Below are 26,480 nucleotides of genomic sequence, written 5' to 3'. Positions count from 1 at the left end.
GCTGCCCTCCGTCATACGATTGCGTGGGGAACGAAGCACGACGTATCCTTGGTGATACGTCCCACGTCTTCGCGAATACCCATGCCACAAGCGCGGTCGCCCACCACCCAGCTACCGATGAGTGCGTGTTTATCGCCAAAGCGAGGCAACGGCTGATAGGCCTGACGAATCCATGGGCTATCGGTGTAAGGACCGCTCACGCTCTCCGCTTGCCCGCCCGGCGTAACTAGGCTGACGTTGCTTCCTTCCCGCGAAAAGAATGGCTTGCGCACCCAGCCGGGCGCTAGCGCCGAGTGACTATCCTTCTCGAAATAGGCCGGTAGCAGGTTGGGGTGCCCTTCGTACTCTTCCCACAACAGCGGCAGAATTCCTTTATTGGAAAGAACGGCTTTCCAGGGTGGCTCGAACCAGTGGGTGTTGAGCTGCGTGACGGCCTCACCAAAGGCTTCTACCGCCATCTCCTCCCACGGGTATAGCTTGAACAGCGCGGCAATCGGCTGGTCGTCCAAATCGACGAAGTGCTCGACTCCCGGCGCTACGCCGATGTCTTCGATGTAAATGAACGGCGCCTGCAAGCCCGCTTGTACGGCGATGTCTTGCAAGTAGTGAACGGTGGCTCGTTCTTCGTCGCTGCCTTTGACGCAAGAGAAGTAGAGCGTACGATTCGGAAGACGATCGCCAAGATGCGCCATGGCGTTGAGCAGACGCTCTTGTATCGAGTTGTACTGGTCGGCATGGCGGGGCAGGATGTCTTGCTCGATGGCTTGTTCCAACCACACCCACTGGAAAAAGCCCGCTTCATAGAGCGAGGTGGGCGTATCGTAATTGAGCTCCAAGAGCTTCGCGGGGCCGTCGCCTGAATAGGCAAAATCCATACGCCCGTAGAGCGGCGGCTGCCCGCTTCGCCAGGAGTGGTGGATGATGTCCCACATGTGCTCAGGAATCGCGAGACGCTGCATCAAGGCATTGGAGTGACAAACCTTATCCACTAACGCCATGCACATCTCGTGAAGGGCTTCGGTGGGCGCTTCGATCTCTCTCTCCACCTGCGCCAGGGTGAACTGGTAGTAGGCGTCCTCTTTCCAATAGGGCTCGCCATCGATGGTGTGAAAATGAAACCCCAGCTCTTTGGCCAGGGCTTTCCATTGCGGTCGTTCAGAGACGTTGATGCGCAGCATGGTGGCTCCCAAACGGTGGTCAATACCCCAAAACGCTAGGAACCCCAAGAGGCCGATCGTGTGCCCAAACCGCGACGTGTCGTGGCTTGGCGGTTTTGCACCACCGAGCTGCGCAGGGCCTCGTTACGCTGATTGACCCGTTGCGTCGCCTGGCTGGCCGCAGCATTCCAGTTGCCCTGGTTTTGGCGGTTGCGGTAGACCGGCTCTTGATACACGCGCTCGAACGAGCGCCCTCGGCTGGTATTCGCCAGCATATTACCGACCATATAGCCCATCATGGCAGGCATGAACCAACTGCCGCCGCCCGCGGCCTGGGCCTGTTCGTCGGTGGGGGCTGCGCAGGCGCCCTCGCCGTGTTCGGCTTCGCAGGCTTCCAGAGTATCGAAGCGGGGGACGGACGCCAACGAGGCCTCGTAGGCGTCTTCGCAGGCGCTTCGGGTGTAGACGTTGGCGGCCACGCACTCCTCGACGCCCTGATAGCTTCTAGGCTCGTCGAAGCGCACGTCGGTCAAATGCTCATCTTCGGCGGGCTGGGTGCAGGCGGTCAAACCGAAGGCGCTCGCGCCCATCATCGCCAGCGAGAGGCGCGCGCTGCGCTTACGGCGGGGCAGGTGGGTAGGTTGGGTCTGCTTTTCCATGAGAGCGCTCCGTTACCAGGTCATTGAAGCCGCGTTGATCAGGCCCACGGCAATCGAGATGCTGCCGACCAGCGTGCCGTAGGCCTGGTGGCCTTCGGTGATGTGCTGAGACAAACTCTCGCCCTGACGACGCAGAAACAGTTTCAGGCCAAAGAAGGTGGCGATCTGCACGCCGAACGCCACCACGCCCCACAGTATGAAGTCGAGATAGCTAATCGAGTGGGCCATGGCGCTGTAGAGCGGGAGGGTAAAACCCAGGATAGAGCCGCCATAGGCGGTGGCCGCCGCCGCATTGCCTGCTCGAATCAGCGCCCACTCATGGTGAGGGGTCAGGCGACTATAGCAATACATAAACGCCACCAGCAGCGCGAGCGCGCCGAGCAGGTAGGCAAAGAAAGAGGGGAGTCCTTGTAAATAGTGCAGCATGGCGATGAGCATCCTTGTGGTTAATGACGTGCGGTCAATCAACAGCCGACATTGTGACATAGCTTAGCGGAGGAGCGGGCATTACCGCCCCTCTTTCGTTGTCGACGCTATACGTGGTTAAAAAACGTCTTTATGACAATTTATTAATACTAAAGGCTAATAGATGAAACGTGTCACCCGCTTAGAATCCCGCGATGATTGGTATTTTTACCTAAATTCACCGTGTCGTATCGCTTGATACCGCTCTTCGTGCCCGTGTTGGGCACCGCTTCAGACGCGACCGCACCGAAGGACTTTCCCCCATGCATGCCCTAACCCTGGTATCGTTTCTGTTTTTTACGGGCCTGGTGGCCTTTGTCACGTGGCGCATCACACGGCGTGACGATCATCGCAGCACCAGTGGTTATTTTCTGGCAGGCCGAACGCTGACGTTTCCACTGATTGCGGCGTCCATGCTGATGACCAACCTCTCCACCGAGCAGATGGTGGGGCTGAACGGTTCGGCCTTCACCGACGGCTTGAGCGTCATGGCCTGGGAAGTGATCGCCGTCATTGCGTTGGTGGCATTGGCGCTGTTCTTCCTGCCGCGCTTTTTGAAAAGCGGTATTGCCACGCTGCCGCAGCTGTTGGCGATTCGTTTTGACACGGGCACACAGCTGATTGCCAACGTCATTTTCCTGATTGCGTACGCGGTGGTGCTACTGCCGATCATTCTTTATTCCGGTGCCATTGGTCTTCAGGGCATGCTGGATTTACAGGGCTTGACCGGTATTGGCTCCAGCACGGTGCTGCTCTGGGCGACGGTATGGGTGGTGGGGCTGATTGGCGCGGTCTACGCGCTGTTTGGCGGCCTGCGCACCGTTGCCGTTTCTGACACTTTGAACGGTGTCGGCCTGCTGATTGGCGGTTTCATCATCGTTTACTTTGGCTTACAAGCGGTCAGCGGTGGCAGTGGTGTGATGGAGGGCTGGAGCATTCTAAAAGAGAGTGATCCTAGCAAGTTCAACTCCCTCGGCGGGCCGGATCAGCAGGTGCCGTTCTCGACCATTTTTACCGGCGTGCTGTTGCTTCACCTTTTCTACTGGACCACCAACCAGCAGATCATTCAGCGCACCTTTGCCGCTAAGAACCTGGCAGAAGGTCAGAAAGGGGTGCTGCTGACCGGCTTTTTCAAGCTGTTGGGGCCGCTGTATCTGGTGCTGCCTGGCATCATCGCCTACCACTTGTATGCCGACCAGGGTATTCGCGCGGACGAGGCTTACGGCCACTTGGTCTTCAACGTGCTGCCGCCTTACCTGACCGGCTTCTTTGCGGCGGTGATGGTCGGGGCGATTCTCTCCTCGTTTAACTCCGCGCTGAATAGCACCACGACGATCTTCAGCCTGGGGATCTACAAAGGCGTGCTGAAAAAGGACGCCACGGAAGAGCAGGTGGTGAAATCCGGCAAGGTGTTTGGCTGGATCATGGCGATTACGACCATGATCATTGCGCCGCTGCTGGCGGGCCAGGAGAGCCTGTTTGGCTACCTGCAGAAGATGAACGCAATCTACTTCATCCCCATTCTCGCCGTGGTGCTAGTTGGCCTGCTGACCAAGCGCGTTCCGCCGATGGCTGCAAAAGTCGCGCTGGTCGGGGGCTGTTTGCTGATCGCGGCAGGCTACTTCGTGCCGCCGTTCAACAAGCTGCCGATGGTAATGCACGAATTCCACTTCGTCGCGGCGGTGTTCGTGCTGCTGGTGGCGGTGATGCTGGTGATCGGTAAGCTGCGCCCTCGTGCCACGGACTGGGTGCAGGAAGACTCCGGCGATGTCGATCTCACGCCGTGGAAAGGCGCGGTGCCCACCGGTATCGTGCTGGTGATCCTGGTGGTGATCATGTACGCCTCCTTTGCAGGCGGCTAGACTCTGCCTGAAAACTGGCTGTGCTCGACCATACGGCGTTAAAAATCGGCTCAAAGTACTCATTTACGACATGTAAACTCCGTCTTTTCGCCGATTTTTGCCTTGTCTGGCCTTCGCGCGCCGACTTTTCAGGCAGAGTCGAATCACGCCAACATTTGAAAGTAGCGTTCAAGAAAAAACACCCACGCCCCGCACTGCGGGGCGTGGGTGTTTTTGGTGGGCCATTTTAAAGAATCGGCTAAGCGGCGTGGTAGGTGGTGTCGAAGCGCTTGCGTAGCTCGTTCTTTTGTACCTTACCCATGGTGTTGCGCGGCAGCGAATCGACGAAAAAGACCCGCTTTGGCTGTTTGTATTTGGCCAGCCGCCCGGCGAGATGATCCAGAATGGCGGCTTCATCCACCTGCTCGCCTGGCTGGGGCACCACCACGGCGGTGACGCCTTCGCCGAAGTCGGGGTGGGGCAGGCCAATCACGGCAGACTCGGCCACTTGCGGCAGCTCATCGATCACCTGCTCGACCTCTTTGGGGTAGACGTTATACCCGCCGGAAATCACCAAGTCTTTATCTCGGCCCACAATGTGCACGTAGCCCTGCTCATCGACCATGGCGAGATCGCCAGTGATGAAAAAGCCATCCTCCAAAAGCTCTTCACGGGTCTTTTCTGGCATGCGCCAGTAACCAATGAACACGTTCGGGCCGCGAATTTGCAGCATACCGATCTCACCCTGTGGCACCTCTTCGCCGGTTTCCCGGCTGGTAATACGCATCTCGACCCCCGGCAGCGGCATGCCGACGGTGCCCGCTCGGCGTGCGCCGGTGTAGGGGTTAGAAATATTCATATTGGTTTCGGTCATGCCGTAGCGTTCGAGAATGGCGTGGCCGGTTTTGGCTTCGAACGCTTCGTGGGTTTCCGCGGTGAGCGGCGCCGAACCCGACACGAACAGGCGCATCTGGGCGGTCACTTCGGGGGTGAGGCGTGGGTCTTGAACCAAGCGGGTATAGAACGTGGGGACCCCCATCATCACGCTGCCTTTGGGCAGTTCGTCGAAAATGACATCCGCATCGAATTTGGGCAAAAAGCACATGCTGGCCCCGGCCATCAGCGTGACGTTGCACGCCACGAACAGGCCGTGGGTGTGAAAAATAGGCAGCGCGTGGATCAGCCGATCGTCGGCGCTAAAGTGCCAGGACGAGACCAGCGTTTCAGCGTTCGAGGCGAGGTTGCGGTGGGTCAGCATGGCGCCTTTCGAGCGCCCGGTAGTGCCCGAGGTGTATAGAATCGCCGCTAAATCCCGTTCGCCCAGCGTGACGATGTCGTCTCGGGGGGCACTTTGCTGCGCTTTCTCCATCAAGCTGCCATCGGCATCGGTGCCCAAGGTTTCGACCGCCGGGCAGCCGGTATCGCGGGCTATGGTACGGGCGGTGTCGATATCGGCGGGCCTGCAGACGAACAGGGCGGGCTCGGCATCGTTCAAAAAATAGCGGATTTCATCGCCGGTATAGCCGGTATTGAGCGGTAAATAGACGCCGCCAATGCGCAGGCAGGCGAGGTAGAGCAAAATGGCTTCCGGACTTTTATCCACCTGCACCGCCACGCGGTCGCCTACGTTCACGCCTAGCGAGGTCAGTGCCCCGGCAAGCTGGGCACTTTCATTCAGCGCGTCTTGGTAACTGTAGTAGCGGCCCTCGCGGGTGGTGATAAAGGGGGCGTTGCCACGCTCGCGCATGCGCGCGGCAAAGGTATCGAATAAGTTGTGGTTCATTTGGTGGTCTCTCCCTTGGCCAGCTTGCGGGCGCGGCGAGCGAGGTCGCGCACCTCGCTCGAACAGGCAACGGTGGCCTTTGCGGTATAGTTTTCATGATTGCGCTCGATATCGTCGAGCACGTAGAGGTAGTTCACCATCAGCCCTGCCGCTTGTTTCATTCCCTTGGTCGAGACATCGCCCAGCCAGTTGATGCGATGCAGCTCGGCACCGTTGCCCAGGTGGAAACGCGCCACTGGGTTCAGCGGCAGGCCGTGGCGATTCTTCTGATCGACCAGATAGTGGGCCGCGAGCGGGCGAATGGCGGTTTTGAGGCGCTCTTCGCGGGCTTTATCCTGCTGCCAGTTGGGCGTCTCCAACGCGTCGAGCGCCTCGCGGATAGGCTCGGGCCACTGATCTTCCTGCTGCTGTTCGGCCAGCCACTGGGCGAAGCCGGGCACCGGGGAGAGGGTAACGAAGTGCTTGAGCTGGGGGAGCTCCTGACTCAATTCCTGCACGACTTGTTTGATGAGGAAGTTGCCAAACGAAATGCCGCGGAGCCCGGTTTGGCAGTTGCTGATACCAAAGAAGGCGGCGGTATCGGCATCATCGGGGTCCGCCAAGCCATCCTCTTCCCCTGCCAAAATCGGCTGTATGCGGCTGGGCAATCCTTTGTGCAGCGCTACTTCCACAAAAATGAGCGGCTCGTCGCCAATCGCGGGGTGAAAAAATGCGAAGCAGCGGCGGTCTCGGGCATCCAGTCGCCGCCGCAGATCGTTCCAGTCCTGAATCTCATGCACGGCTTCATAGCGGATGATTTTTTCCAGAATGGAGGCCGGCGTGTTCCAGTCGATTCGCTTGAGCATTAAAAAGCCGCGATTGAACCAGGAGCCAAACAGGTGCGCAAAATCATCGTCGATAGGCGCTAAGTCAGGCTCCTCGCGCAGCAGTTGCAGCAGATCTTCGCGCATTTTGACCAGGTCATAGGTGCCGTCGGTGGCGAGGTTCAAGCGCCTAAATAGCTCCTGGCGGCGGGGCTCGCAGGCCTCGAACAGCGCTTGAAGCGTGTGGTTGTCGCGGACCTGTTGATAGGCTTGGTAGGCGCTATCGATCTGCTTGGGTTCAGCGGCAAAGTCGTTGGCCAGGCGCTTAAAAAACGCGCGCTTTTCCCCTTCCGAGAGCCGCTGGTACAAGGCCAGTGCGCGGCTGGCCAGCGCGATGCTGGAGGCCTCGCCGTCACTGGCCAGCAGCGCTTGGCAGGCTTTGACCAGTTGATGATGGTCGGGCGTCAGTGTTTCCGGGTGTTTTCGCCGTAACAGCGCGTCGCGCTGGGTGATGCTGTTAAACATCTCTTGGAGAAAAGTCATGTTCACGATGCGTCCCCCGTCAACCCATGATTAGGTTGGGTAGCCATAGCGCAATACCTGGGAATAGGCAGAGCAGCAGAATGCCCAACACCATGCACAGTGCGTAGGGTAGGCTGCCCATCAAAATATCCCGCAGCGAGATATCGGGTGCGATACCTTTGATGATGAACAGGTTGAGCCCCACCGGCGGTGTGATAAGGCCGATTTCCAAATTGATGGTCAGAATCACCGCGAACCAATAGGGGTCGAAATCGGCCGCCAAAATGATCGGTAGCAGGATCGGCGCGGTCATCACGATCACGGCCACGGGCGGCAAAAAGAAACCTGCCACCAACAAAAACAAGTTGATGACGCCCATCAGTACCCAGCGATTCACCTCTAAATCGGCAATGGCGGCCGCTACGGTCTGGGTAATGAACATCGATGAAAGCGCGTAAGCGAATACTTCGGCAGTGGCAATCACTAGCATGATCATCACGCTTTCCCGCAGCGAGTCGCGCATGATTAGCTTGATGGGGCCAAGCTGCCACATCCGATAAATCAAAATCGCCAACGCCAAACAGAGGAATGCGCCGACACCTGCGGCTTCCGAGGGTGTTGCCACGCCTCCGTAGAGGGCGAACAGAATACCCGCGACGACGCCTAAGAAGGGCAGCACTCGTACGAGCGCCTTCATATTGCTATCGACGTTCTGTTTGATGTTCTCCTTCAGTTTTTCAGCAGAGGCCGCCAGCGGGTTGTTATAACCTCCGGCCAGCTTGCAGGCGATCATGGTCCAGATCATGAACAGGCCAGCGAGCATGAAGCCGGGCACTACCCCGGCAATGAACAGGCGGCCAATCGAGGTTTCGGTCGAGATGCCATAGATGATCATGGTGACCGAGGGGGGAATCAAAATCCCCAATGTGCCGCCTGCTGCAATACAGCCCGCCGCCACGCCGTCGGGGTAGCCACGAGTGCGCATTTCAGGAATGCCCATTTTACCAATGGCGGCGCAGGTGGCCGGGGAAGAGCCCGAGAGCGCGGCGAAAATGGAGCAGGCCCCGATATTGGAGACGGCAAGGCCTCCAGGCAGACGACCCATCCATAGGTCGAGCGAGCGGTAAAGATCGCGCCCGGTTGGAGAGGAAGCCACTGCTGCGCCCATCAGAATGAACATCGGGATCGCCACGAAGCCAAACTCGGCGATGCGATCAAAAAACGTTTCGCCAAAGTAGGTGAGTTCCGGCAATCCCCGGTCGTAGAGCAGCGCCAACAGCGACACGCCGCCCAACGCGAACGCAATGGGGGTGCCAATCGCCATCAGTACGATCAAACCGACGGCGACGATGATGCCTAGTGTAATGGGATCCATGGTCAGCCCTCCCCGCGCATGATTTCAGCCACGTACTGTAGCGAGAGCAGCGTGGCTCCCACGGCCATGGGCAGAAGAGCAGGCCACAGTGGCGGGTTCCACACCGAGCCGGTGGTCCACTCGCCGTGCAGCGCTTCGAACACGTACACCCAAGAGGCGTAGGCCAGCGCCGCGCAAAACAGCAAGCCAAACAGCGATGCCACCAAACGCATGGCTTTTTGCGCCAGGCCGCCAAGGGCATCCGGCACGATGGTGATCGCCACATGGCCGCCAGTCATCAGGACATACGGGCTGCCCATCAGCATGGCGCCAGTCACCGAAAAAATCGTGAACTCCGTCTGCCAGCTCGTGCTCATGCCCAACACGTAGCGAATGAACACCATTTGGCAGATCACCAAAACGCCCGCCACGAACATGGCGCAGGCCAAGTAAGCCGACACGCGCGATAGCGTATCCATCAGGCGGATGTAGCCGCCAAGAACCCCACTGCGCAGGGCAGGGGGGTGAGTGGTTGAAGTTGCCATAGTTCCCTCGTCAAGCTCAGCAAGCAGCGGACAAACGTGGCCACTCAACGAGTGGCCAGCACGGTCAAATAGCAAGCGCCTTACTCGACGGCGAGCGCCGCATCGATGATGGCCTGACCGTTGGGAACGTTATCGGCGAAGTTTTTGTAGGAGGTGTCGCGGGCAATTTCGAGCCAAGCGTTGTAGTCATCCTCGCTCATGCTGACCACCTCGACGCCATTCTCTCGGTACACGTCGACCATCTGCTGGTCGATGGCAGCCGCCTCTTCTGCGAAGTAGATCTCGGCAGCCTCGCCCGCTTCCATCAGCGCGGCCTGCTGCTCTTCGGTCAAGCCCTGCCACACCTGTTCGGAGATCAAGATGGGCTCGTACATGAACCAAAGGGCAAACTCGCCGGGCTCGGTCAGACACTCCACCTGCTCATACAGACGGAAAGAGACGAACGACATGGAGGAGGTGTTGGCGGCGTCCAAAACGCCGGTTTGCATGGCGGTATACACCTCGGATGAAGGCATGGAGGAGATCGATGCCCCGGCTGCTTCCAGCATCTCTTCGAACGCAGGTCCCGCCGCACGGATGTTCTGCCCTGCGACCGTTTCCGGTGAGGTGATGCACTGCTCGCTGGAGGCAAAACCGCCCGACAGCCAAGCATCCGCGAGCACGCGCGCACCGCCATCGAGGATGACGTCTTTGATCATCGTCATGTACTCGGAGTCGTTCAGCCGCTGGGCGTGGGCCTGGTTACGTACTAGCCCCGGCATCAGCGTGGCAGAGAATTCCGGGTGGCGACCGCTCGCGTAATCCAGCGGCAGCGAGGTGATGTCCAGGCGGCCCCGGGCGATGGCACCCCACTGCTCGCGCGCTTTGAACAGCGACTGGCCGGGATAGACTTCGATGGTCAAGCCGACATCCGCATCGGCAACGTGGCGGGCCATCATTTGCACCATTTCATCGCGAATATCGCCCTGACCACCAGGGAACTGGTGCGACGCTCGGAGTACGGTATCGGCACTGGCGTGGGAGGCGGCAATGGCGAGGCCGAGGGCCGCTGCGGTGGGTAGTAAAAAGCGTTTCATGTAGCGTCTCCAACCGTTGTTGTTGTGTTTTTGGATTAACGTTGTGTGTTTGGATTGGCATTGTGTGTTTATCAGGCGAGCTGATATATATTTCAATAGCTGTTATGTATGCTAATGTCAAATTTATGCCATATTAATGTCATCGCCTGCGGCGTTATTGAAGGAGGTACTCGATGGTGGATACAAAGCGCTCTAACGCACAGCGGCTAAGAGACTCGTTAGAAGATGACATCATTAACGGACGGCGTGCTCCTGGTGAGCGGCTAGACCCAGAGGCCCTAGGACGAGAGTTCAACGTCTCGCGCACGCCGGTACGCGAAGCGTTTCAGCAGTTGGTTGCCAGCGGGCTAGTCACGGTCTCGCCAAAGAAGGGTACGTTCGTCGCTAAGGTAGGGATCGATCAGCTCATCGAAATGTTCGAAGTGATGGCTGAGCTTGAGGGCATGTGTGGCCGCCTGGCCGCGCGGCGCATCAGCGACACTGAACTTGCGGCGCTCAAGGATGCGCACCAACGTTGCGAAGCGGCAGCATTGGCGGGCGACACGGATGAGTACTATTACGAGAACGAAGCGTTTCATGACTGTATCTACACCGCTAGCCACAACACGTTTCTAGCCAGCGAAGCCCGCCAGCTCAAGCAGCGCCTGAAGCCTTACCGCCGTTTACAGCTCCAGGTACGCCAGCGCATGCACAACTCGCTCCATGAACACCAGACGATCGTCGACGCCATCGAGCAGGGCGACGCAGCCCAGGCCCAGCAGGCGCTCTGCGACCACGTGCTGATCCAAGGCGAGCGGTTCAGCGACTTCGTTGCCAGCGTGCGCCGTATGGAAGCGCCGATGGAGCGTACGGGCTAACGCCGAGCCCAAGCACCCTCGTCATGTCTTTATCGGTGGGGTGATGGTCCTTGCCGACATAGGGCGTAGCACCGAGACTCTCTCTAGTTCCATTTTCTTATTGGAGAGAGTCTGTGACGCGACATGTTGCTCTGCTTGCCTACCCCGACTGCCAACTGCTGGATGTCAGCGGCCCTTGGCAGGTTTTTGCCAGCGCGAACGCGCTGAGCCCTCAGCCGCTGTACCAGTTGACGCTCGTGGCCGAGGCCACGGGGCCCGTGTTGACCAATAGCGGCTTGGGCGTCCATGCGACCCACACCTACCAACAGCTCCCTCAATTACGGCCGTTGGATACGCTGTTAGTGTCAGGCGGCAGCGGAGTGATGCAGCAGCGAGACGTCGCTGCCGTCAAGCAAGTGCTGTGTGAGATAGCCCCCGACGTCAGACGGCTTGGCTCCATTTGCTCCGGGGCGTTCTTACTGGCTGAGGCTGGCTTGCTGGATGGCTGCCGTGTGACGACCCACTGGCGGCATGCCCAGCAATTAGCGGAAGAGTACCCGGCGCTGTGGGTGGAGCCCGATGCGCTCTATATCGAAAGCCATGGCAGGTATACCAGCGCTGGGGTGACCGCCGGCATTGATCTAGCGCTATCGCTGGTGGAGGCCGATCATGGTGCAGAGCTCGCGGGACAGGTGGCCCGAGAGCTAGTGGTGTTTCTACAGCGCCCTGGCGGCCAGTCCCAGTTCAGTGAGGTATTGCGTCGTCAGCAGTCGGCAGGGCCACTGCGCCGTCTCTTGGACCGACTGCATGCCGATCCCAGCGAAGACGTCGACCTGGAGAGCATGGCCGAACAAATGGCGGTTTCGCCACGTCATCTGACACGGCTATTCAAGCGGAATTTAAACACCACGCCGGGCGCGTATGTGACGCAGCTTCGCTTGGAACAAGCCCGGTTGGCGCTGCTCAACGAGCGAGAGCCACTCTCCCTGGAGCGTCTTGCACAGCGCTGGCGGCTGGGTGGTGCCGAACAGCTGCGCCGCCAGTTTCAGCGCTACTACGGCGTCTCCCCCTCGGTGTATCGCCAACGCTTTGCCTCTTCCCGAGCCGCTGTCTGTCAGGAGGCCCGCTCATGCCCATAACCGTCTCTCTCTTGTCACTGTGCCAAGCGCTACTGGTGACCGGCAATGTGCTGCTGATCGGTATCTCGCCGCTGATCGGCGCGTCGCTGGCGCCCAGCGCCGTATGGTCGACGGCTCCCGTGGCGACGCAATGGCTCGGCCTAATGTGTGCGACCATTCCAGCCTCGCTGATCATGGCGCGGTTGGGACGTAAACGGGGCTTTATGCTGGGCAACCTCGTGGGGCTCGTGGGGGCTCTGTTGGCCACGCAGGCGCTGATCGGCGAGCGGTTTGGGCTGTTTTTATTTGCGACCTGGTTGATCGGCGTGGGCATTGGGTTTGGTCAGCTTTACCGCTTTGCCGCGGTAGAGGCCGCGCCTGCGCCACTGCGCGACCGGGCGATTGGCTTGGTGATGGGAGGCGGTGTGCTAGCGGCGTTTGCCGGGCCGTGGCTGGCACGGGCGAGCCGTGAGCTGGGCGACGTTCCGTTCTTGGGGAGTTTCATCGGGTTGGCAGCGCTTTACTCACTGGCTCTGCTGGTGTTGATAGTGACTCGATTACCACCCGTTTCCAAAACCCACAGCGAAGGCACGCCGGTGCCGCTGGGTAAGATACTCCGCCAGCCGGGATTCATCGTGGCGGTGAGTGCCGCGATGGTGGGGTACGGGGTGATGAACCTGGCGATGACCGCCACGCCGCTGGCCATGGAGAGCGCGGGGCACCACTTTCACCACGTCTCGATGACCATTCAGTGGCATGTCGTGGCGATGTTTCTGCCCTCCTTCTTTACCGGCCACTTGGCCGCTCGCTTCGGCGCCAAGCCAGTCATCGTCGCGGGGTGTCTGCTGCTGGTGGCCTGCGCGCTGGTGGCTCAGGGGGAGTTCGGCTTGGCCGGTTTCAACGTGGCGCTGGTGCTGCTTGGGCTGGGCTGGAACTTCACCTTCCTGCCCGCCACGGGCCTGCTCACCGAGAGCTACCGTCCGGTGGACAAAGCGCGCACCCAGGCAGCCAACGAGTTTTTAGTGTTTGGCACCGCTGCGGTGACGGCGTTGGCCGCTGGGCCTCTGGTGAGCGGCTTGGGATGGGCGACGCTGAACCTAGTGCTGATTCCCGTCTCGATAATGCCTTTGCTGGTGTTGATCTGGCAGCGGCGAGCAAGCTTGGCAAGCGCTTAAAAGTCTCCCGGCGCGCACTGTAGGCAGGTCAGCCCGAGTGCGCGCCACTGGGCGACCACGGCGTCGCGATCGTCCAGCACGAGCCAAGGGGCAAAGCCGTCGCGGTGCATTTGGTTCAGTAGCGCCGCTTTCACCTCTTCGTCATCCACATGGTCATCGCCTTCTGGACGCAGGTACATGGCGTCGAAGGGGATTTCATGGCGAGTAAGCCATGTGTGGGTGTGCGCTCTATGGCTGTCCGGGCGGCCGCTGCAAATGACGATCTGCTGGCCTTGGGCTTTTAGCAGCTTGACCAACCGGGCGACGGGCTCGATGACCGGCGCGTTGGCCATGTGGGCGAAAAAGGGATCCCACTGTTTGGCGGGACCCAGTACCCACTCGTGGACATCGGCAGGATGAAATTCGGCCAGCGTGCCGTCGACATCGACAATGACTGCGTTCATAGAGATATTTCCTAGGGTGTTAACAGAAGTGAAGAGTGCGAGCGCGCCGCTGACGGGGCGTTTAGCGAAGGCTTTTTGATGAATCGCTCGCCCAGCAGGTTACGCCAGGCGGCCTCAGCATCGGCATGGAGCGGCGTAAAAAGCGGTGCCACTTGGACCGCTTGGAGCTGGTGGGCTAGGGCTACCAAGTGCGAGGCGCGCAGATGGACGTTCCAGCGTTGCCAGAGCACCTCGCCCGCCGAGAGCTGTTGGCGACGCTGCGGCGTCAAATAGCCGGTGTGCAGCAGACGATGATGCGGCCAGTCGGGCGGATCATCGTCACGGTCGCTGACCAGCCAAAGCGCCGGATAGCGGGCATTGGGGCGCTGCAAAAGCGCCTGGATAGCCGCGTCTAACCCTTCACGGCGAAGGTCTTTGGGCAGTGCGAGCAGGGCGGCCAGATTATCGCGAATGATCGGATCGATCGCCCAGGGAAGGTGGCGTTGGTCCGCCTCTTCCGCCAGCCATAGCGCCATTTCCAGGGCACGGCCCGTTTCCGGTACCGGCAGCACCAAAGGGTGGTCTAACGCCTTGCCAATGGCGTGGATGCACTGCGCTTGGGGCTGGTCGTAGCGGCCATAGGAGGCATCTAGCAGCGCCGTGTGGGCGGGTGGGGGCGCATCGAACGGAAACAGGCGCGACTCGAAACAGGCATCGCCGCTGTAAAAAATACCGTCCGCGATGTCGAGATGCAGCCAGACGCCGCCCAGCGAATGCCCCGCTTGACCGGTGGTGACCGCAATGCCTTCGACGTAAAGACGGCCCCGATAGGGCAGCGGCTGCCACGCCCGCTGCGGGGGCAGCGCCTTGGCGACTAACGGCGTGCAGTAAAGCGGTATCTGCGAGGGCAGTTCCACGACGCCGCCAATGTGGTCCACGTGGTCATGGCTGATCAACACGGCGTCCACGGCGAGCCCGCGTGCCCAGGTAACCGGCTCGCCGGGTTGCAGTGCGCCGCCGGCATCCAGCAGCAGGCGTTTGCCTTGCGCTTCGACCACGATGGCCGCGGGCCCTTTGTCGCCCAGCCCGCTGAGGATCTGAATCGTGGCGCTCATTGGTCAGGCTCCAGGCACCAGCCTTCCAGCAAACGCACCGCGACGTGCCGGCCTTCGTCGAGTGCGGTGTGATGATAGGCCAGCAGCGCTTCTCCCGTGGCTAAGCGCAGGTGCAGCTCATAGCGTTCACCGCGAAAGGTGAGTCGTTCGACGCGTCCGGTCAACTCGCTGGCGTTTGACGAGTGCGCGCGTGGCTCGACACGACTATGTTCAGGACGTATCAAAACGGGCTGCGTGCGCGCGGAAAGCGGCGCGGACAAACCCTGCATCAGCGCTGACTCATCCAGCCGCTGGCCCGGGGTACCGCCTGCGACCTTTAGCTGACTGCCTTGGCCAATGAACTGAGCGACCCACTCACTGCGCGGCGCTCGATAGAGCGTTTCAGGCGTCGCCCACTGCACCAGCGCGCCGTCACGCATCACCGCAATGCGATCCGCCATGGCCATCGCCTCGCTCTGGTCGTGAGTGACATAGACCATGGTGGCCTGGGTGCGGCGGTGGAAGTCGACGAAGCTGTGCTCCATGGAAGCGCGTAGGTTGCGGTCCAGGTTGGCGAGCGGCTCATCGAGCAGCACCACGTCGGGGTCGGTGACCAGGCAGCGCGCCAGCGCCACCCGCTGGCGCTGGCCGCCGCTGAGTTCTTGCGGCGAGCGCTGGGCGTAGGGGGTAAGCGCGACCTGCTCCAGCGCGTGAGCGACCCGGCGCTGATACTCGCTGCCCTGAACGCGGCGAAGTTTCAGCGGGTAGCCCACGTTGTCGGCCACGCTCATGTGCGGCCATAGCGCGTAGGACTGAAACACCATCGCCATATTGCGCTGCTCAGGAGGCATGTGATGCTGGTCGCTGGCGAGGAGGGTGCCGTTGAGTGTCAGGGAGCCGCTACTGATCTGCTCGAACCCGGCCAGCATCCGCAGCATGGTGGTTTTGCCGCAGCCGCTGGGACCGAGCAGGGCGACGAATTCGCCAGGGACTATCTCCAGCGACAAATCATCCACCGCCCGGTGATCGCCAAACTGCTTGGTAACACGATGAATCGCTAGCCCTGCCACGGCACGACTCCTTTAGGTAAACGGGGGGCCAGCAGGCTGAGCGATAGCATCAGCGTGGCGACCATGATCACCACCAGCACGGAAACGGCCGCTGCCAGCACGCTCTCGCCGCCCTCGTCCAGATTGAAAATCAGCACGCCCAGGGTTTCATTCCCGGCGCTCCAGAGCAGCGCGGAGACGGTCAGTTCGTTCACCGCCAGCAGAAACACCAGCAGCCCTCCGGCGAACAGCGAGGGCGCCATTAGCGGAAGCAAAATGGTGATGAGCCGACGCCAGGGGCCCGCGCCCGCCAGCTGAGCGGCTTCTTCCAAGGAGGGATCTAGCTGGGCCAAGCTGGCACTCACCGGTTTTAGGCAGACCACCAGAAAGCGCGCCAAATAGGCCACGAAAATCAGCCCGAGCGTGCCGTAAAGCGCTAGGTCGATGAGCGGTAAGGGGCGTACGAACAGTAGAATGCAGGCAATCGCCAGCACCACGCCGGGCAGCGCGTAGGGCAGCTCGATGGCGCTCAGGGTGAGCTGCTGCAGGCGCGGGGGAAGCCGCTGTAAACGGTAGGCGAGCGGCAGGCTGCAGAGCATGAGCACTAGCGCGGCACCGCCCGCCAGCCAAAGACTGTTACTCACTGCCCGCCAAGTGGCGCCTTGACGACCGATCACCTCGTGGTAGGCATCGAGCGTGACGGTGTCAGCGCTAAGCGGCACGCCCATCGCCGGTACCAAAGAGCTCACCACCAGAGCGGCCAGCGGCGCGACCAGGATCACCATCAGGACGCCGACCAGCAGAGCCGTGACCAGCGGGCGATAGCGGCCTAGCAAAAAATCGTGTGCGCGGCCGCTATGGCCGCCTAACCCAAAGCGGCTGCGGTTCATCCAATGCTGCTGCAAGGCCACGCACGCCAGTGCCAGGACGCCGATCAGCATCGAAAGCGCCGCCATCTCTGCCAGCACGCCGGTGCCAAAGCTGGCCATGCGTTGATAAATCAGCGTGGGCAGCACGTAATAACCGGCGGGAATACCGAGCATCGCGGGAATGCCAAAGTTACCCAGGCTGGAGATGAACGCCATGGCGGCTCCCGTCACCAAGCCGTGGCGGGTGATGGGCAAGATGATATGGCCCCACACCTGAGCCTGTCGCGCGCCGCTGATGCGGGCGGCTTCGATCAATTCGCGGGGTAGCGATAGCAAGGAGGTGCGTAGCGCCAAAAATACCAGCGGCGCACTCTGGATACCTAGCAGCAGGGCAATACCCTCTGCGGAGTAGAGCGGCTGCGGGCTACCCAGGGGCGGCGCCATACCGATGCTCTTCAATAGCGGGCTGGCCGGGCCGAATAGCTGCAGCCAGCTCAGCGCGGTGACCTGGGGCGGAATCATCATGGGCAGCATGAAGCAGAACACCAGCCACGCTTTGCCGCGAATGTCCGTCAGGGTGATCACGAAGGCGAACAGGCTGCCCAGCACCAGAGCGATCAGCATACCCAGGCCCGAGGTATACAGGCTGTGCCATAACGCACGCCACGTGCTGGCGGCATTGAGCACTTTCCACAGCGGTGCCTGGCTGCCCTGGCCAAGGTCACTCAATGCTTCGACGAGCAGACGCACACTGGGCGCGAGGCTGAGCAGAACGACGAGCAGGGTGATCAGGCTAAGCAGCCAGCGGTGCTGGCTGCCAAGGTTGAGCGAAGGGGTCATGATTAGCCGCCGAACAGATCGCTAAAACGCTGCTTGAGCGTCTCTTCCTGCTCGAGTGCCTGTTCGATATCCACCGGCATGAGGTCGATGCTGCTCCGCTCAGGGAAGCCCTCAGGCGGTGTCACGTCCGGGTGAGCAGGCAGGTAACCCTGCTGGCTGACCAGTGTTTGCCCCTCTTGGGAAAGCACGAAGTCGACGAATTTTTGAGCGGCGTCCAGGTTCTCGGCCTCCTGCATGATGGCCACGGGCTCGGTAACGGCGCTCACGCCCTCTTCAGGAAACACGAACGCCACGGGCGAGCCTTTCGCGGCTTCCCGGATGGGTAGAAAATCCACCACGATGCCGTAGGGCTTGGTGCCCGCGGCCACGGCATTGAACACGCCGCCGTTACCGCCCTGGGCTTCCGTGCGGTTGGCTTGAAGCGCTTCGTAGTACTCGAGTCCTAACGCTGGATTCTCCGCGATGGCTGCCATATGAATCAGCGCTGCGCCGGAGTACAGCGGACTAGGCATGGTGACGAGGCCTTCATATTCAGAGCCGGTCAGATCTTCCCAGCGTTGGGGCTGCTGCTCGGCGCCGGTGTTGTACACGATGCCGGTGGTGATGAGCTTGGTGCCGTAGAAGTAGCCCTCCGGGTCGTAAAGCGCTTCGTCGTAGGCGTCGCGCTCGGGGCTGAGGTAGGGCTGTAAATGGCCCTCTTGTTTCAGCGAGGTCATGGTCATGCTGTCGGCAATCAGCAGCACGTCGGGGTTGCTGACACCGGCAGCAAGCTCCGAGCGCAGCCGTGTCATCAGGCGGGTGGTGCCGTCGCGCACCCACTCCACTTCGATGTCTGGATAGGCGGCTTGGAAAGCATCGACCGTTTGCTGGGCATCGCTATTAGGCTGGCTGGTATAGAGCACCAGCTTCTCATCAGCGAACGACGAGGTGGAGAGGGCAATGCTTGCGAGAGTCACGGCGGAACACAACGAGCGCTTCAACATCGAGAAAACCTCCAGTAGGTGAACAGTCACCACACTACTGTCATCGGCTTACAACATCGTGACACTACGCTTTCGTTTGATAGCGAAAAGCTTTCGCTAGCGGGAATGGTTTTTTCGTTTTTCCAATGGAAACGATAAAAGGAAAGGTGGCGCGGTATGAACGTGACAGAGAGGCGGCGTGCCGTATTAGCGCACGTGCGAGAAGAGGGGCGGCAAACGCTTGCGGCGCTGGCCCATCATTTTGGCGTCTCCGTGCAAACCCTGCGTGGGGATATTCGCGTCTTGGCTGAGCAGGGGCTGATTTTACGCCGTCACGGCGAAGTGATGCCCTTTCCCGACCAAGAGAACGTGGGCTACGACCAGCGCCAAATCGTCAATCAGGCGGGCAAACGACATATTGCACGTCAGGCCGCCTCGTTGATTACGCATCACCAATCGCTCTTTCTGGGGACGGGCACGACGGTCGAGCAGTTAGCCGATGCGCTGCACGACAAGCAGGGCCTGCAGATCATGACCAATAACCTGCACGCCTTGATCAAGCTATGCGCGCTGGAGTGTGATCTGATAGTGGCCGGCGGTCGGGTGCGCCGCCGCGACCAGGACGTGATTGGTGGCGACGCGTGGCGCTTTTTTCAGCGCTACCGGGTGGATGTCGGCATTGTCTCCGTGGGCGGTATGGATAGCCACGGCCAGCTTTACGACTACAACGACGACGAAGTGATGGCCCGCGAGGCCCTGCTGGCCCATGCGGCGTACCGCATTCTCGTGTTGGACAAGACCAAATTCGACCTGCCGCTACGCTGTGCCGCCGGGTCCCTGGCAGATTATCACGCCGTCATCACCGACAGCCCCTTGCCCGACCGGCTGAGAAGCCCGTTAGCTGCCCAGGGCGTGCGCTTCATGAGTGGCGGTTAGGCATCGTGCTGCTCGTCGGGCAGACGTTTGAAATAGACGTAGCGATGCAGGCGGATCGCTGGACGTATCAACAGTTGCACGCTACCAATGACGAAGAGCCAAACCCCAGCGGTTTGTACTGCACCCTCGTAAAAAAAACAGACGCTACCGATGACGAACCAGATGCCGATTAGAAAGTCGTTGACGATACCGAGCACCTCATAACGGCGGTGAATGACCAGCTCTTCGCGGCCCATGGTAAAGGTGAGATCACGCTCTGACGAGACGGTTTGTCGGGCCATGTGCGCTCCTTTGTGAAAAAAAGAAAAATTTAAACCACTTTCTTGAATTGCAGTTTTTAGATAGTTGTAAGAGGACATGAAAATAGATTAACTAGTGCTATTAAGCGAGCGCTGACGGCTGTCATGATCGTCTGGCAACATGATGGCAAGTTCTCGTATCTGCACGATTGAGAAGCGCAGTTTCTTCGCGAGGTGTGAATGACCAGTGACTCTTTTGCTAGCACCATTGAGCACGAGTTATCCCACCCTAAATGGCATCTGCGTTTTTCGCGCGCGCTAGAAGCTCGTTTCGAGCGCGACACCCAGCCGCAGCGAAACCGCAATATGGTCGTCGCGGGCCTGATTGCGGCACTGATCTACAGCCTGTTTCTCATTAACGATTACAGCTTTCGCCCAGAGGTGTTTTGGCTCTCTGTGCTGATCAGAGGTTTCGTCGTTCTACCGTTTGGCCTGCCCATCTTGTGGGCGGTTTATAAAGGCGTCTCGGGAAGCGCGCGCGAAACCATGATGGCAAGCACGGTCGTCGTCGGCATGGTGGCATCGTGCTTGATCTCTGTATCGTCGAAGTCGCCTTACTCTTATCTCGATATTTTTTCGTTTGGCCTTATTTTAGTCGTTGGGAATATTCTCTATTCACTGCGCTTTTCCTATGCCCTGGGGTCGTCGCTGTTGAGCGTGGCGATTATGGTGTACTTCGTCATTGGCTACGACCCGATGCCCACCGAGGTCAAGAGACTGGCGATTTTCTCGATCTGTGCCAAAGCGGTATTCACCTTGGTGGCCAATTACCGCCTGGAAGCCAGCGAACGCAAAGCCTACTTGCTGTTGCTGCGCGAAACCCATCGGACCGGGCATGCGCTGCGCAGTAATGCGGAATTGTCCAAGTTGTCGTTGACCGACCCGTTGACGGAGTTAGCCAACCGCCGCCAGTTCGATGCGCTATTCAACCACTATTGGCAGCAAGCCGTGGAGGAGCGTGCCACGGTAGGCCTGATGGTGATCGATATCGACTGTTTCAAAGCTTATAACGACTACTACGGCCATTTGCAGGGCGATCACTGCCTAAAAAGTGTCGCCAGCACGCTAGCTACCCATGCGAGCAGCGCCTGCGTGGTGGCGCGCTTTGGCGGTGAAGAGTTCGTCGTATTGAGCAAAGGGCAGCCGCATCAAGCGGTGTTGGATCAAGCCGAGCAGCTGCGCCACTCGGTGGAAGCGCTGCAGCTACCCCACCTGGGCCGGGTCGCGCCTGATTATGTCACCATTAGCGTGGGTGGGGCGGTGCTGCAGCCCACTGTGGGCGTGAACGCCTCTCAGCTATTCAGAGCTGCCGATCAGGCGCTTTACGAGGCCAAGCGACAAGGGCGTAACCGCGTGGTGATGATCAGTTCACCGGATGCGCTGAGCGGCGATGGCTTAAGCATATCCATTCAATAGCCAATGGCATGGACATCCAGACGGTTCTTTCAATCCCTTTTACTCTGCAGGGTGCATAGCCGCGGGTGGCATGCGCCACCCGCGGCGCGGGGTTATACCGCTTGCGCTCTAGGAAATGTGGTGGATTTTTCAGCCATGGGAAGCTGGTAAACGTTGTTGCTGGTTCGTGGCAGCACAGGGGCGGATGCCTGAGTGTTCGTGACCGGCATGAACGCGTGGGCGCTGTGGGCCAAGTAGTTGACCTCGCGAGAGAGCACGTCGACGGCGTTCAGATACGCATCCATGCTGGCGGCGCTCTCTTGAGTTCCTCGGTCGATCTGGGAAATGGCCTGACTGATCTGCGCGATGCCCTCGCTTTGTTCTCGAGCGGCCGCACGAATCTCCTCCATCAAGTCGTTGACGTTATGGCTGGCCTGGCGAATGCGCCCCATGGCATCGCCCGCCGAGCCGGCTTTATGCTGCCCGGCTTCGATGCGCTGACGCGCGGTCTCGATCAGCGTTTGTACCTGATGGGCGGCTTCCGCAGACTGGCGTGCCAGGCGGCGTACCTCTTCGGCTACCACCGCAAAGCCACGGCCATGCTCACCGGCGCGCGCCGCTTCCACCGACGCATTCAGCGCCAAGATGTTGGTTTGGAAAGCAATGTGATCGATCGTTTTGACGATGCCCGCCATGTCTTGAGACGTCGCCGTGATGCCGTCCATCGCTTCGGCCAGCTCATGCATAATCGCCACCGCGTTATCGACTTCGCTGACGTTACCCACCGAGGCCTGGCTGGCAAGCTGGGCGTTGTCCGAGCTTTGCCGCACGGTCGAGGCGATTTGCTCTGCACTAGCGGCGGTTTGCTGCACGGCTGAGGCCTGCTGATCCACACGATGGCCCATGGCTTGGTTGTGGTGGGACAGCGCTTCCACCGAGGGCATGACCTGGGCAATACGCTGGTCCACATCGCCAATCAGCGCTTCGAGCGAGCGGCGCATGAAATTCATGGTGGCGAGCGTGTTATCCATGGCGACATGGCCGACCGAGGGCACCTGCGCGTTGAGATCCCCCGCTGCGATTTGCAGCGCGAAGTCGTTGGCCTTGTGCAGAAAGCGCCGGAGTCGGCGCGCCTGACGCCACTGGAGTAGGCTCAACAGCAAGCCCGTGGCCAACACCATGGCGAGCAGCGGGGTGAGCACCCCGTTGGCAACTTGGCCGCCCAGCCACCAGGCGCTGGCTAGCATCAGCATGCCGGTGGCGGCCAAGGTGTACAGCACGCCCGATACGTTGGCCAGCCGAGGCGCCCACCAGGTGGCGCTCGCTAGCCGTTTTAGCGGGTTGCGGGCCATGACTTCGCCATGCTTGATCGTAAAGCGTCCCTGATTCTCACGCATATCGCGGTAGATGTGCTCGGCATTCTCGACGTCAGCCTGGGAGGGTTTGACACGGATCGAGACGAATCCGGTCACTTTGTCGTTTTCCCGAATGGGCACGACGTTGGCGCGTACCCAGTAGTGGTCGCCGTTCTTACGCCGGTTTTTGACCAGGCCGCTCCAGTACTGACCCGCTTTCAGATCGCGCCACATATCGGCGAACACGGGCGACGGCATGTCTGGATGGCGCACCATGTTATGGGGCGAGCCCACCAACTCGTCGTACTCGAAGCCGCTGATCTCGACGAATCGATGATTGGCGTAGGCGATGTAGCTGCTGTTGTCGGTTTTGGAAATCAGCACATCATCGTCACGGAGAGGATGTTCCACCTGGGTCACGGTGCCATTGTTTTTCATGATGGAGTACCTGATGGGATTGGTCAGGTATTCACTATAAAACTAGTACAAAAGTTGTCCATTGAGCGGCTTCCTGTTTAACATTTCTTTGCAACTGTCTCCGCAACCGTCTTCGCAACCACCGCCGCGCCCATCGACGGGGTTGACCGTGTCTCCGGCAGCGAATTGACAACGCTAACGGGGTATGACAAACACGACTTCATTTTGTGCGAGGAAGCAGCGGTGGCAAACGAGCAGACGTATCGAGCGCTAGCAGTGGAGACCCTGGGGCAGCGGCTAGGGGAAGTGGAGGCCGTCGCTAGCCGCGTGGGGGGAGATCCTGCCGAGTGGCGCATCCGTGAGGTGGGCGACGGCAACCTCAACCTGGTATTCATCGTCACCGGCAGTGCCGGAAGCGTGGTGGTCAAGCAGGCGCTGCCCTACGTGCGCATGGTGGGCGAGAGCTGGCCGCTGCCGCTCTATCGCGCCCACTACGAGTACTTTGCCCTGGTGCGCCAAGCCGCGCGGGCGCCCGGCGTGGCGCCCGAGGTGTACTACTTCGACAAGCCCCAGGCGCTGATCGTGATGGAGTATCTGCATCCGCACGTGATTTTGCGGCGCAAGCTGATCAGCGGCGAACGGGTAGAGAAGCTGGGCGCTACGTTGGGTGAATTCTGTGCGTGCACGGCGTTTCGCGGCTCGGAGCTCTCCATGGCGAGCCCGGACAAAAAAGCCGACGTGGGGCTGTTCTCTGGAAATGTCGCGATTCCCGCGATCACCGAATCGTTGGTGTTCACCGACCCCTACTACGGCGCGGAGATGAACCGCCATACGCCGGAGCTATCGCCCGTGGTGGATGAGCTGCGCCGCAACGCCCGCCTGAAGGCCAAGGTGCAGCGGCTGTTGATGAAGTTCACCTCGAACACCGAAACCATGCTCCACGGCGACCTGCACTCCGGCTCCATCATGGCCACCGACACCAGCGTGCGCGTCATCGACCCCGAGTTTTCCCAGTACGGCCCCATGGCGTTCGACCTGGGCATGGCGGTGGCGAACTTCTTCATGGCCTACTTTAGCCAGCCCGCTCACCGTGCGGAAGCCGAGCTAGACGCCTACCAAGCGTGGATTTTAGAAGTGATCACCGAGTGCTTTAACCGCTTCGACGAGACGTTTCGCCATCTCTGGCAAACCGAGCGCACCGGGATTCTATTTCCCAAAGCGCTGTTCGAAGATCAGGGTAACAGCGCCGACGACGCCTGCGATGCGCTGCTGGATGAGATTCGTGAAGATGCCCTGGCCTACTGCGGCATCGAAATGCACCGCCGCGTGCTCTCGCTGGCCCACAACGCCGACTTCGAAGAGATCGAAGACACTGGCTTACGCGCCGAGTTGGAAGCGCGCAACGTGTTGATGGGCCAAGCGCTAATCATGGAGCCGCAAGCTTACTCTGATCTCAAGGCACTGGCAGAGCTGGCCAAAACGTTTAACCAGAAAGCGGTGTTGTAAGCGCACAACAAAAGAGGCCGCGTTAGTGCACAAACGCTAACGCGGCCTCCTACTATTCACGACTGACCATTCACTATTTAACCGTTAAAGCTGATCTAAACGATCAAACTTCCCGGCGATGTCGCTTTCGGTCCAGTGGGGGACCCAGCCTTCCACGTTGTCGAAGAAGCGCAGTGCGGTAAATTCCGGCTCGGGGCCCATGTCGAACCAGTGCGGGGTGTTGGCGGGCACGCTGATCAGGTCGTTGCGGGTGCAAAGCACCTGATACACCTTGTCGTCGATGTGCAGGCAGAACAGCCCCTGGCCTTTGACGAAGAAGCGCACTTCGTCTTCGTGGTGGCGGTGCTCGTTCAGGAATTTCTGGCGCATCGCGTCTTTATCCGGGTGGGTGGGCACCATGTGCAGCACGTCGACGGTTTGGTAGCCGCCCTTGGCTTTGACCCGGTCGATGTCCTCCTGGTAGAGCGCCAGAATCTCTTCTTGGGTGGCATCGTCGGCAATCTCGCCTGGGGTTGCCCAGCGCTCGAACAGTACGCCTACCTGGTTTAGCTCAGCGGTAATCCGTTCGCCGTCGGTGGTGTCGATGAGGGCATCATGGGGATTTTTATCGGCAAATACTTTGAGTTGCGACATCGTAAGCTCTCCTTGAAAGTGACGAGACAGAAACGTTACAGGTGGATCTCGTCGAAACGGGTGACGCACGGATGGCGGGTGCCCGCCTGGGTACCTTCACGCACCAGCTGTAGCGTTTGCATGCCCGCCTGCTGGGCCGCGTCCAGCTCTTCGACCACATCCGACAGGAACAGTACCGACTCTGCAGGTAGATCGAGCGCCTCGACAATGCGCTGATAGGCCGCGGCCTCACGCTTATGGCCAATATGGGTGTCGAAATAGCCGCTGAAGAGCGGGGTCAAATCGCCCTCATCGCTATAGCCAAACAGCAATTTCTGCGCCTGCACCGAGCCTGACGAGTACACATACAGCGCCTTGCCTTCCGCCTGCCACTGGCGCAGGGCTGGCGCGACATCCACGTATAAATGGCCGGTGAAGTCGCCGCGCTGGTAGCCGTCGGCCCACACCATACCCTGCAGGGCTTTGAGTGGGGTCACTTTCTGGTCGGTATCGATCCAGTGCAGCAGCGTGGCGATTACCGCTTCCAGCGTGGCCTCGGGGTCCTGCATATCTCTGCGCACAGCGTCTAGCTGCTCGGCCACTGCCGGTGCCTCGGCGTTTTCGCACAGAAAGTCGGGCAGCTTGGCGTAGGCGTAGGGGAACAACACGTTATGGACGAAATTGATATCGGTAGTGGTGCCTTCGATATCGGTCACGATGGCGCGAACGGTTGATTGACTCATTAGGACCACCGGCTCTCTTCCAGTACACAGGCAAGTAAGAATTCAATCGCTTCCAGGTGACGGCGGCAACTGGCGATACTATCGCCCACGGCGTAAATGCCGTGGCCCCCGACTAGAAAACCCCATGGCATCGGCCAGCCTTGGCGAACGTGCGCGGCCAGCTCCTCCATGTCCTGGGAGTTGGGCACCACCGGCAAAAGAATCGTCGCATCATGGGTCACGTTGCCCGCCAACGCCTTTTGCATCTCGAAGCCGCTTAGCTCGATACCTTCCGGAAAGCGCCGCGACAGCACGGTGCTGGCCACGGTGTGGGTATGCAGCACGCAGTGGATGGCCGGGTCTAGCCGGTACAGCGTGGCGTGCAGGTCGCTTTCGGCGCTGGGTTTGCCGTTGCCTTCCAATACGCGGCCTTCCAGGTCGCAGTGCAGCAGATCGTCCGGCTGGAGTCGGGTTTTATCCCGCCCGGAGGCGGTGACTATATAGCCCGTTTCGGTACGCGCGGAAAAGTTGCCGCCGGTGGCGGGCGTCCAGCCTTGCTGGGCCGCCCAGGAGATGGCGTCCAGCAGTTCGGTGTGTAAGGTGTTCATCGGGTCAGCATCGCCTCGTCTAGTGGCGGCCATTCTATATGATAAGCTTCGCGCCTGATA

General features: G+C 60.0%; 25 protein-coding genes. 7 read left to right on the top strand and 18 right to left on the bottom strand.

Going from position 1 to position 26,480, the window contains the following annotated elements; translation table 11 throughout:
• Nucleotides 1-11 precede the first annotated feature (11 nt).
• Genes MHM37_RS13855 through MHM37_RS13845 form a run of 3 tightly spaced genes read right to left on the bottom strand, consistent with a single transcriptional unit; the run spans nt 12 to nt 2,242 of the window.
• Nucleotides 12-1,178: a glutathionylspermidine synthase family protein gene (locus tag MHM37_RS13855; protein ID WP_153843036.1), complete on the bottom strand. Its 1,167-nt coding sequence runs from the start codon at nt 1,176-1,178 to the stop codon at nt 12-14.
• A 35-nt stretch (nt 1,179-1,213) separates the two neighbouring features.
• Nucleotides 1,214-1,816: a DUF1190 domain-containing protein gene (locus MHM37_RS13850; protein ID WP_239297066.1), complete on the bottom strand. Its 603-nt coding sequence runs from the start codon at nt 1,814-1,816 to the stop codon at nt 1,214-1,216.
• Nucleotides 1,817-1,828: 12 nt separating this feature from the next.
• Nucleotides 1,829-2,242: a DUF350 domain-containing protein gene (locus tag MHM37_RS13845; RefSeq protein WP_139525792.1), complete on the bottom strand. Its 414-nt coding sequence runs from the start codon at nt 2,240-2,242 to the stop codon at nt 1,829-1,831.
• Between the two features lie 302 nt (nt 2,243-2,544).
• Here MHM37_RS13845 and MHM37_RS13840 point away from each other — a divergent pair, with 302 nt between their 5' ends.
• Entirely contained in the window at nt 2,545-4,143 is a 1,599-nt protein-coding gene (locus tag MHM37_RS13840; protein ID WP_239297065.1) for a solute:sodium symporter family transporter, read from the top strand.
• Between the two features lie 238 nt (nt 4,144-4,381).
• On the opposite strand, the gene MHM37_RS13835 is transcribed toward MHM37_RS13840, so the two are convergent.
• The 5 genes from MHM37_RS13835 to dctP form a co-directional block, all read right to left on the bottom strand.
• A complete protein-coding gene (locus tag MHM37_RS13835; protein WP_139525790.1) occupies nt 4,382-5,905 on the bottom strand; it encodes a malonyl-CoA synthase in 1,524 nt (507 codons plus the stop codon).
• On the bottom strand, nt 5,902-7,257 hold the full coding sequence (locus MHM37_RS13830; RefSeq protein WP_239297064.1) for a malonyl-CoA decarboxylase: 1,356 nt from the start codon (nt 7,255-7,257) through the stop codon (nt 5,902-5,904). The genes MHM37_RS13835 and MHM37_RS13830 overlap by 4 nt, the downstream gene beginning before the upstream one ends.
• 13 nt (nt 7,258-7,270) lie before the next feature.
• Nucleotides 7,271-8,605, bottom strand: coding sequence for a TRAP transporter large permease (locus MHM37_RS13825; RefSeq protein ID WP_139525788.1), 1,335 nt, complete (start codon nt 8,603-8,605; stop codon nt 7,271-7,273).
• A gap of 2 nt (nt 8,606-8,607) precedes the next feature.
• Nucleotides 8,608-9,129 (bottom strand): TRAP transporter small permease, encoded by a 522-nt coding sequence (locus MHM37_RS13820; protein ID WP_153843040.1) that lies wholly within the window; start codon nt 9,127-9,129, stop codon nt 8,608-8,610.
• Nucleotides 9,130-9,209: 80 nt separating this feature from the next.
• Nucleotides 9,210-10,205 (bottom strand): TRAP transporter substrate-binding protein DctP, encoded by a 996-nt coding sequence (gene dctP, locus MHM37_RS13815; RefSeq protein WP_139525786.1) that lies wholly within the window; start codon nt 10,203-10,205, stop codon nt 9,210-9,212.
• Between the two features lie 173 nt (nt 10,206-10,378).
• On the opposite strand from dctP, the gene MHM37_RS13810 reads away from it, so the two are divergent.
• The 3 genes from MHM37_RS13810 to MHM37_RS13800 all read left to right on the top strand — a co-directional run bounded on the left by MHM37_RS13810 (nt 10,379) and on the right by MHM37_RS13800 (nt 13,334).
• Entirely contained in the window at nt 10,379-11,062 is a 684-nt protein-coding gene (locus MHM37_RS13810; protein ID WP_139525785.1) for a GntR family transcriptional regulator, read from the top strand.
• A gap of 113 nt (nt 11,063-11,175) precedes the next feature.
• Nucleotides 11,176-12,180 carry a GlxA family transcriptional regulator gene (locus MHM37_RS13805; RefSeq protein ID WP_239297063.1) on the top strand — a complete coding sequence of 335 codons (1,005 nt, stop codon included), beginning with the start codon at nt 11,176-11,178 and terminating at the stop codon, nt 12,178-12,180.
• On the top strand, nt 12,171-13,334 hold the full coding sequence (locus MHM37_RS13800) for an MFS transporter (RefSeq protein ID WP_239297061.1): 1,164 nt from the start codon (nt 12,171-12,173) through the stop codon (nt 13,332-13,334). Before MHM37_RS13805 ends, MHM37_RS13800 begins: the two co-directional genes overlap by 10 nt.
• Here MHM37_RS13800 and MHM37_RS13795 read toward each other — a convergent pair.
• Genes MHM37_RS13795 through MHM37_RS13775 form a run of 5 tightly spaced genes read right to left on the bottom strand, consistent with a single transcriptional unit; the run spans nt 13,331 to nt 18,591 of the window.
• Nucleotides 13,331-13,777, bottom strand: a complete 447-nt coding sequence (locus MHM37_RS13795) for an HAD family acid phosphatase (protein ID WP_153843044.1) — start codon at nt 13,775-13,777, stop codon at nt 13,331-13,333. The two genes, MHM37_RS13800 and MHM37_RS13795, sit on opposite strands and share 4 nt — an antisense overlap.
• A gap of 11 nt (nt 13,778-13,788) precedes the next feature.
• Entirely contained in the window at nt 13,789-14,871 is a 1,083-nt protein-coding gene (locus MHM37_RS13790; RefSeq protein WP_239297059.1) for an MBL fold metallo-hydrolase, read from the bottom strand.
• Entirely contained in the window at nt 14,868-15,920 is a 1,053-nt protein-coding gene (locus tag MHM37_RS13785) for an ABC transporter ATP-binding protein (protein WP_239297057.1), read from the bottom strand. Before MHM37_RS13785 ends, MHM37_RS13790 begins: the two co-directional genes overlap by 4 nt.
• The gene (locus MHM37_RS13780; RefSeq protein WP_139525779.1) at nt 15,908-17,608 is read right to left on the bottom strand and encodes an iron ABC transporter permease; all 1,701 of its coding nucleotides are present in this window, start codon (nt 17,606-17,608) and stop codon (nt 15,908-15,910) included. Before MHM37_RS13780 ends, MHM37_RS13785 begins: the two co-directional genes overlap by 13 nt.
• A 2-nt stretch (nt 17,609-17,610) precedes the next feature.
• Nucleotides 17,611-18,591 carry an ABC transporter substrate-binding protein gene (locus tag MHM37_RS13775; protein ID WP_219861898.1) on the bottom strand — a complete coding sequence of 327 codons (981 nt, stop codon included), beginning with the start codon at nt 18,589-18,591 and terminating at the stop codon, nt 17,611-17,613.
• Nucleotides 18,592-18,747: 156 nt separating this feature from the next.
• On the opposite strand from MHM37_RS13775, the gene MHM37_RS13770 reads away from it, so the two are divergent.
• Nucleotides 18,748-19,506, top strand: a complete 759-nt coding sequence (locus MHM37_RS13770; RefSeq protein WP_239297055.1) for a DeoR/GlpR family DNA-binding transcription regulator — start codon at nt 18,748-18,750, stop codon at nt 19,504-19,506.
• Here the strand turns inward: MHM37_RS13770 and MHM37_RS13765 are convergent.
• Nucleotides 19,503-19,787, bottom strand: a complete 285-nt coding sequence (locus MHM37_RS13765) for a YrhK family protein (RefSeq protein WP_153843049.1) — start codon at nt 19,785-19,787, stop codon at nt 19,503-19,505. The two genes, MHM37_RS13770 and MHM37_RS13765, sit on opposite strands and share 4 nt — an antisense overlap.
• A gap of 198 nt (nt 19,788-19,985) precedes the next feature.
• On the opposite strand from MHM37_RS13765, the gene MHM37_RS13760 reads away from it, so the two are divergent.
• On the top strand, nt 19,986-21,221 hold the full coding sequence (locus MHM37_RS13760) for a diguanylate cyclase (protein ID WP_153843050.1): 1,236 nt from the start codon (nt 19,986-19,988) through the stop codon (nt 21,219-21,221).
• Between the two features lie 92 nt (nt 21,222-21,313).
• Here the strand turns inward: MHM37_RS13760 and MHM37_RS13755 are convergent, their stop codons facing one another.
• Nucleotides 21,314-22,993, bottom strand: a complete 1,680-nt coding sequence (locus tag MHM37_RS13755; RefSeq protein ID WP_239297054.1) for a PAS domain-containing methyl-accepting chemotaxis protein — start codon at nt 22,991-22,993, stop codon at nt 21,314-21,316.
• Nucleotides 22,994-23,215: 222 nt separating this feature from the next.
• Between MHM37_RS13755 and mtnK the strand changes: the two genes are divergently transcribed.
• The gene (mtnK, locus tag MHM37_RS13750; protein ID WP_239297053.1) at nt 23,216-24,478 is read left to right on the top strand and encodes an S-methyl-5-thioribose kinase; all 1,263 of its coding nucleotides are present in this window, start codon (nt 23,216-23,218) and stop codon (nt 24,476-24,478) included.
• Nucleotides 24,479-24,562: 84 nt separating this feature from the next.
• Here the strand turns inward: mtnK and MHM37_RS13745 are convergent, their stop codons facing one another.
• The 3 genes from MHM37_RS13745 to mtnB are packed head-to-tail and all read right to left on the bottom strand — an operon-like array spanning nt 24,563 to nt 26,420.
• Nucleotides 24,563-25,111 carry a cupin gene (locus tag MHM37_RS13745; protein WP_239297052.1) on the bottom strand — a complete coding sequence of 183 codons (549 nt, stop codon included), beginning with the start codon at nt 25,109-25,111 and terminating at the stop codon, nt 24,563-24,565.
• A 35-nt stretch (nt 25,112-25,146) separates the two neighbouring features.
• On the bottom strand, nt 25,147-25,833 hold the full coding sequence (gene mtnC, locus MHM37_RS13740) for an acireductone synthase (RefSeq protein ID WP_239297051.1): 687 nt from the start codon (nt 25,831-25,833) through the stop codon (nt 25,147-25,149).
• On the bottom strand, nt 25,833-26,420 hold the full coding sequence (gene mtnB, locus MHM37_RS13735; RefSeq protein WP_239297049.1) for a methylthioribulose 1-phosphate dehydratase: 588 nt from the start codon (nt 26,418-26,420) through the stop codon (nt 25,833-25,835). Before mtnB ends, mtnC begins: the two co-directional genes overlap by 1 nt.
• Nucleotides 26,421-26,480: the final 60 nt, after the last annotated feature.

The organism is Halomonas sp. MMH1-48 (assembly GCF_022348105.1).
Taxonomy (GTDB): Bacteria; Pseudomonadota; Gammaproteobacteria; order Pseudomonadales; family Halomonadaceae; genus Vreelandella; species Vreelandella piezotolerans.
The sequence above is the reverse complement of the archived record's forward strand: the minus strand, read 5'-3'. Positions and strand labels throughout refer to the sequence as shown.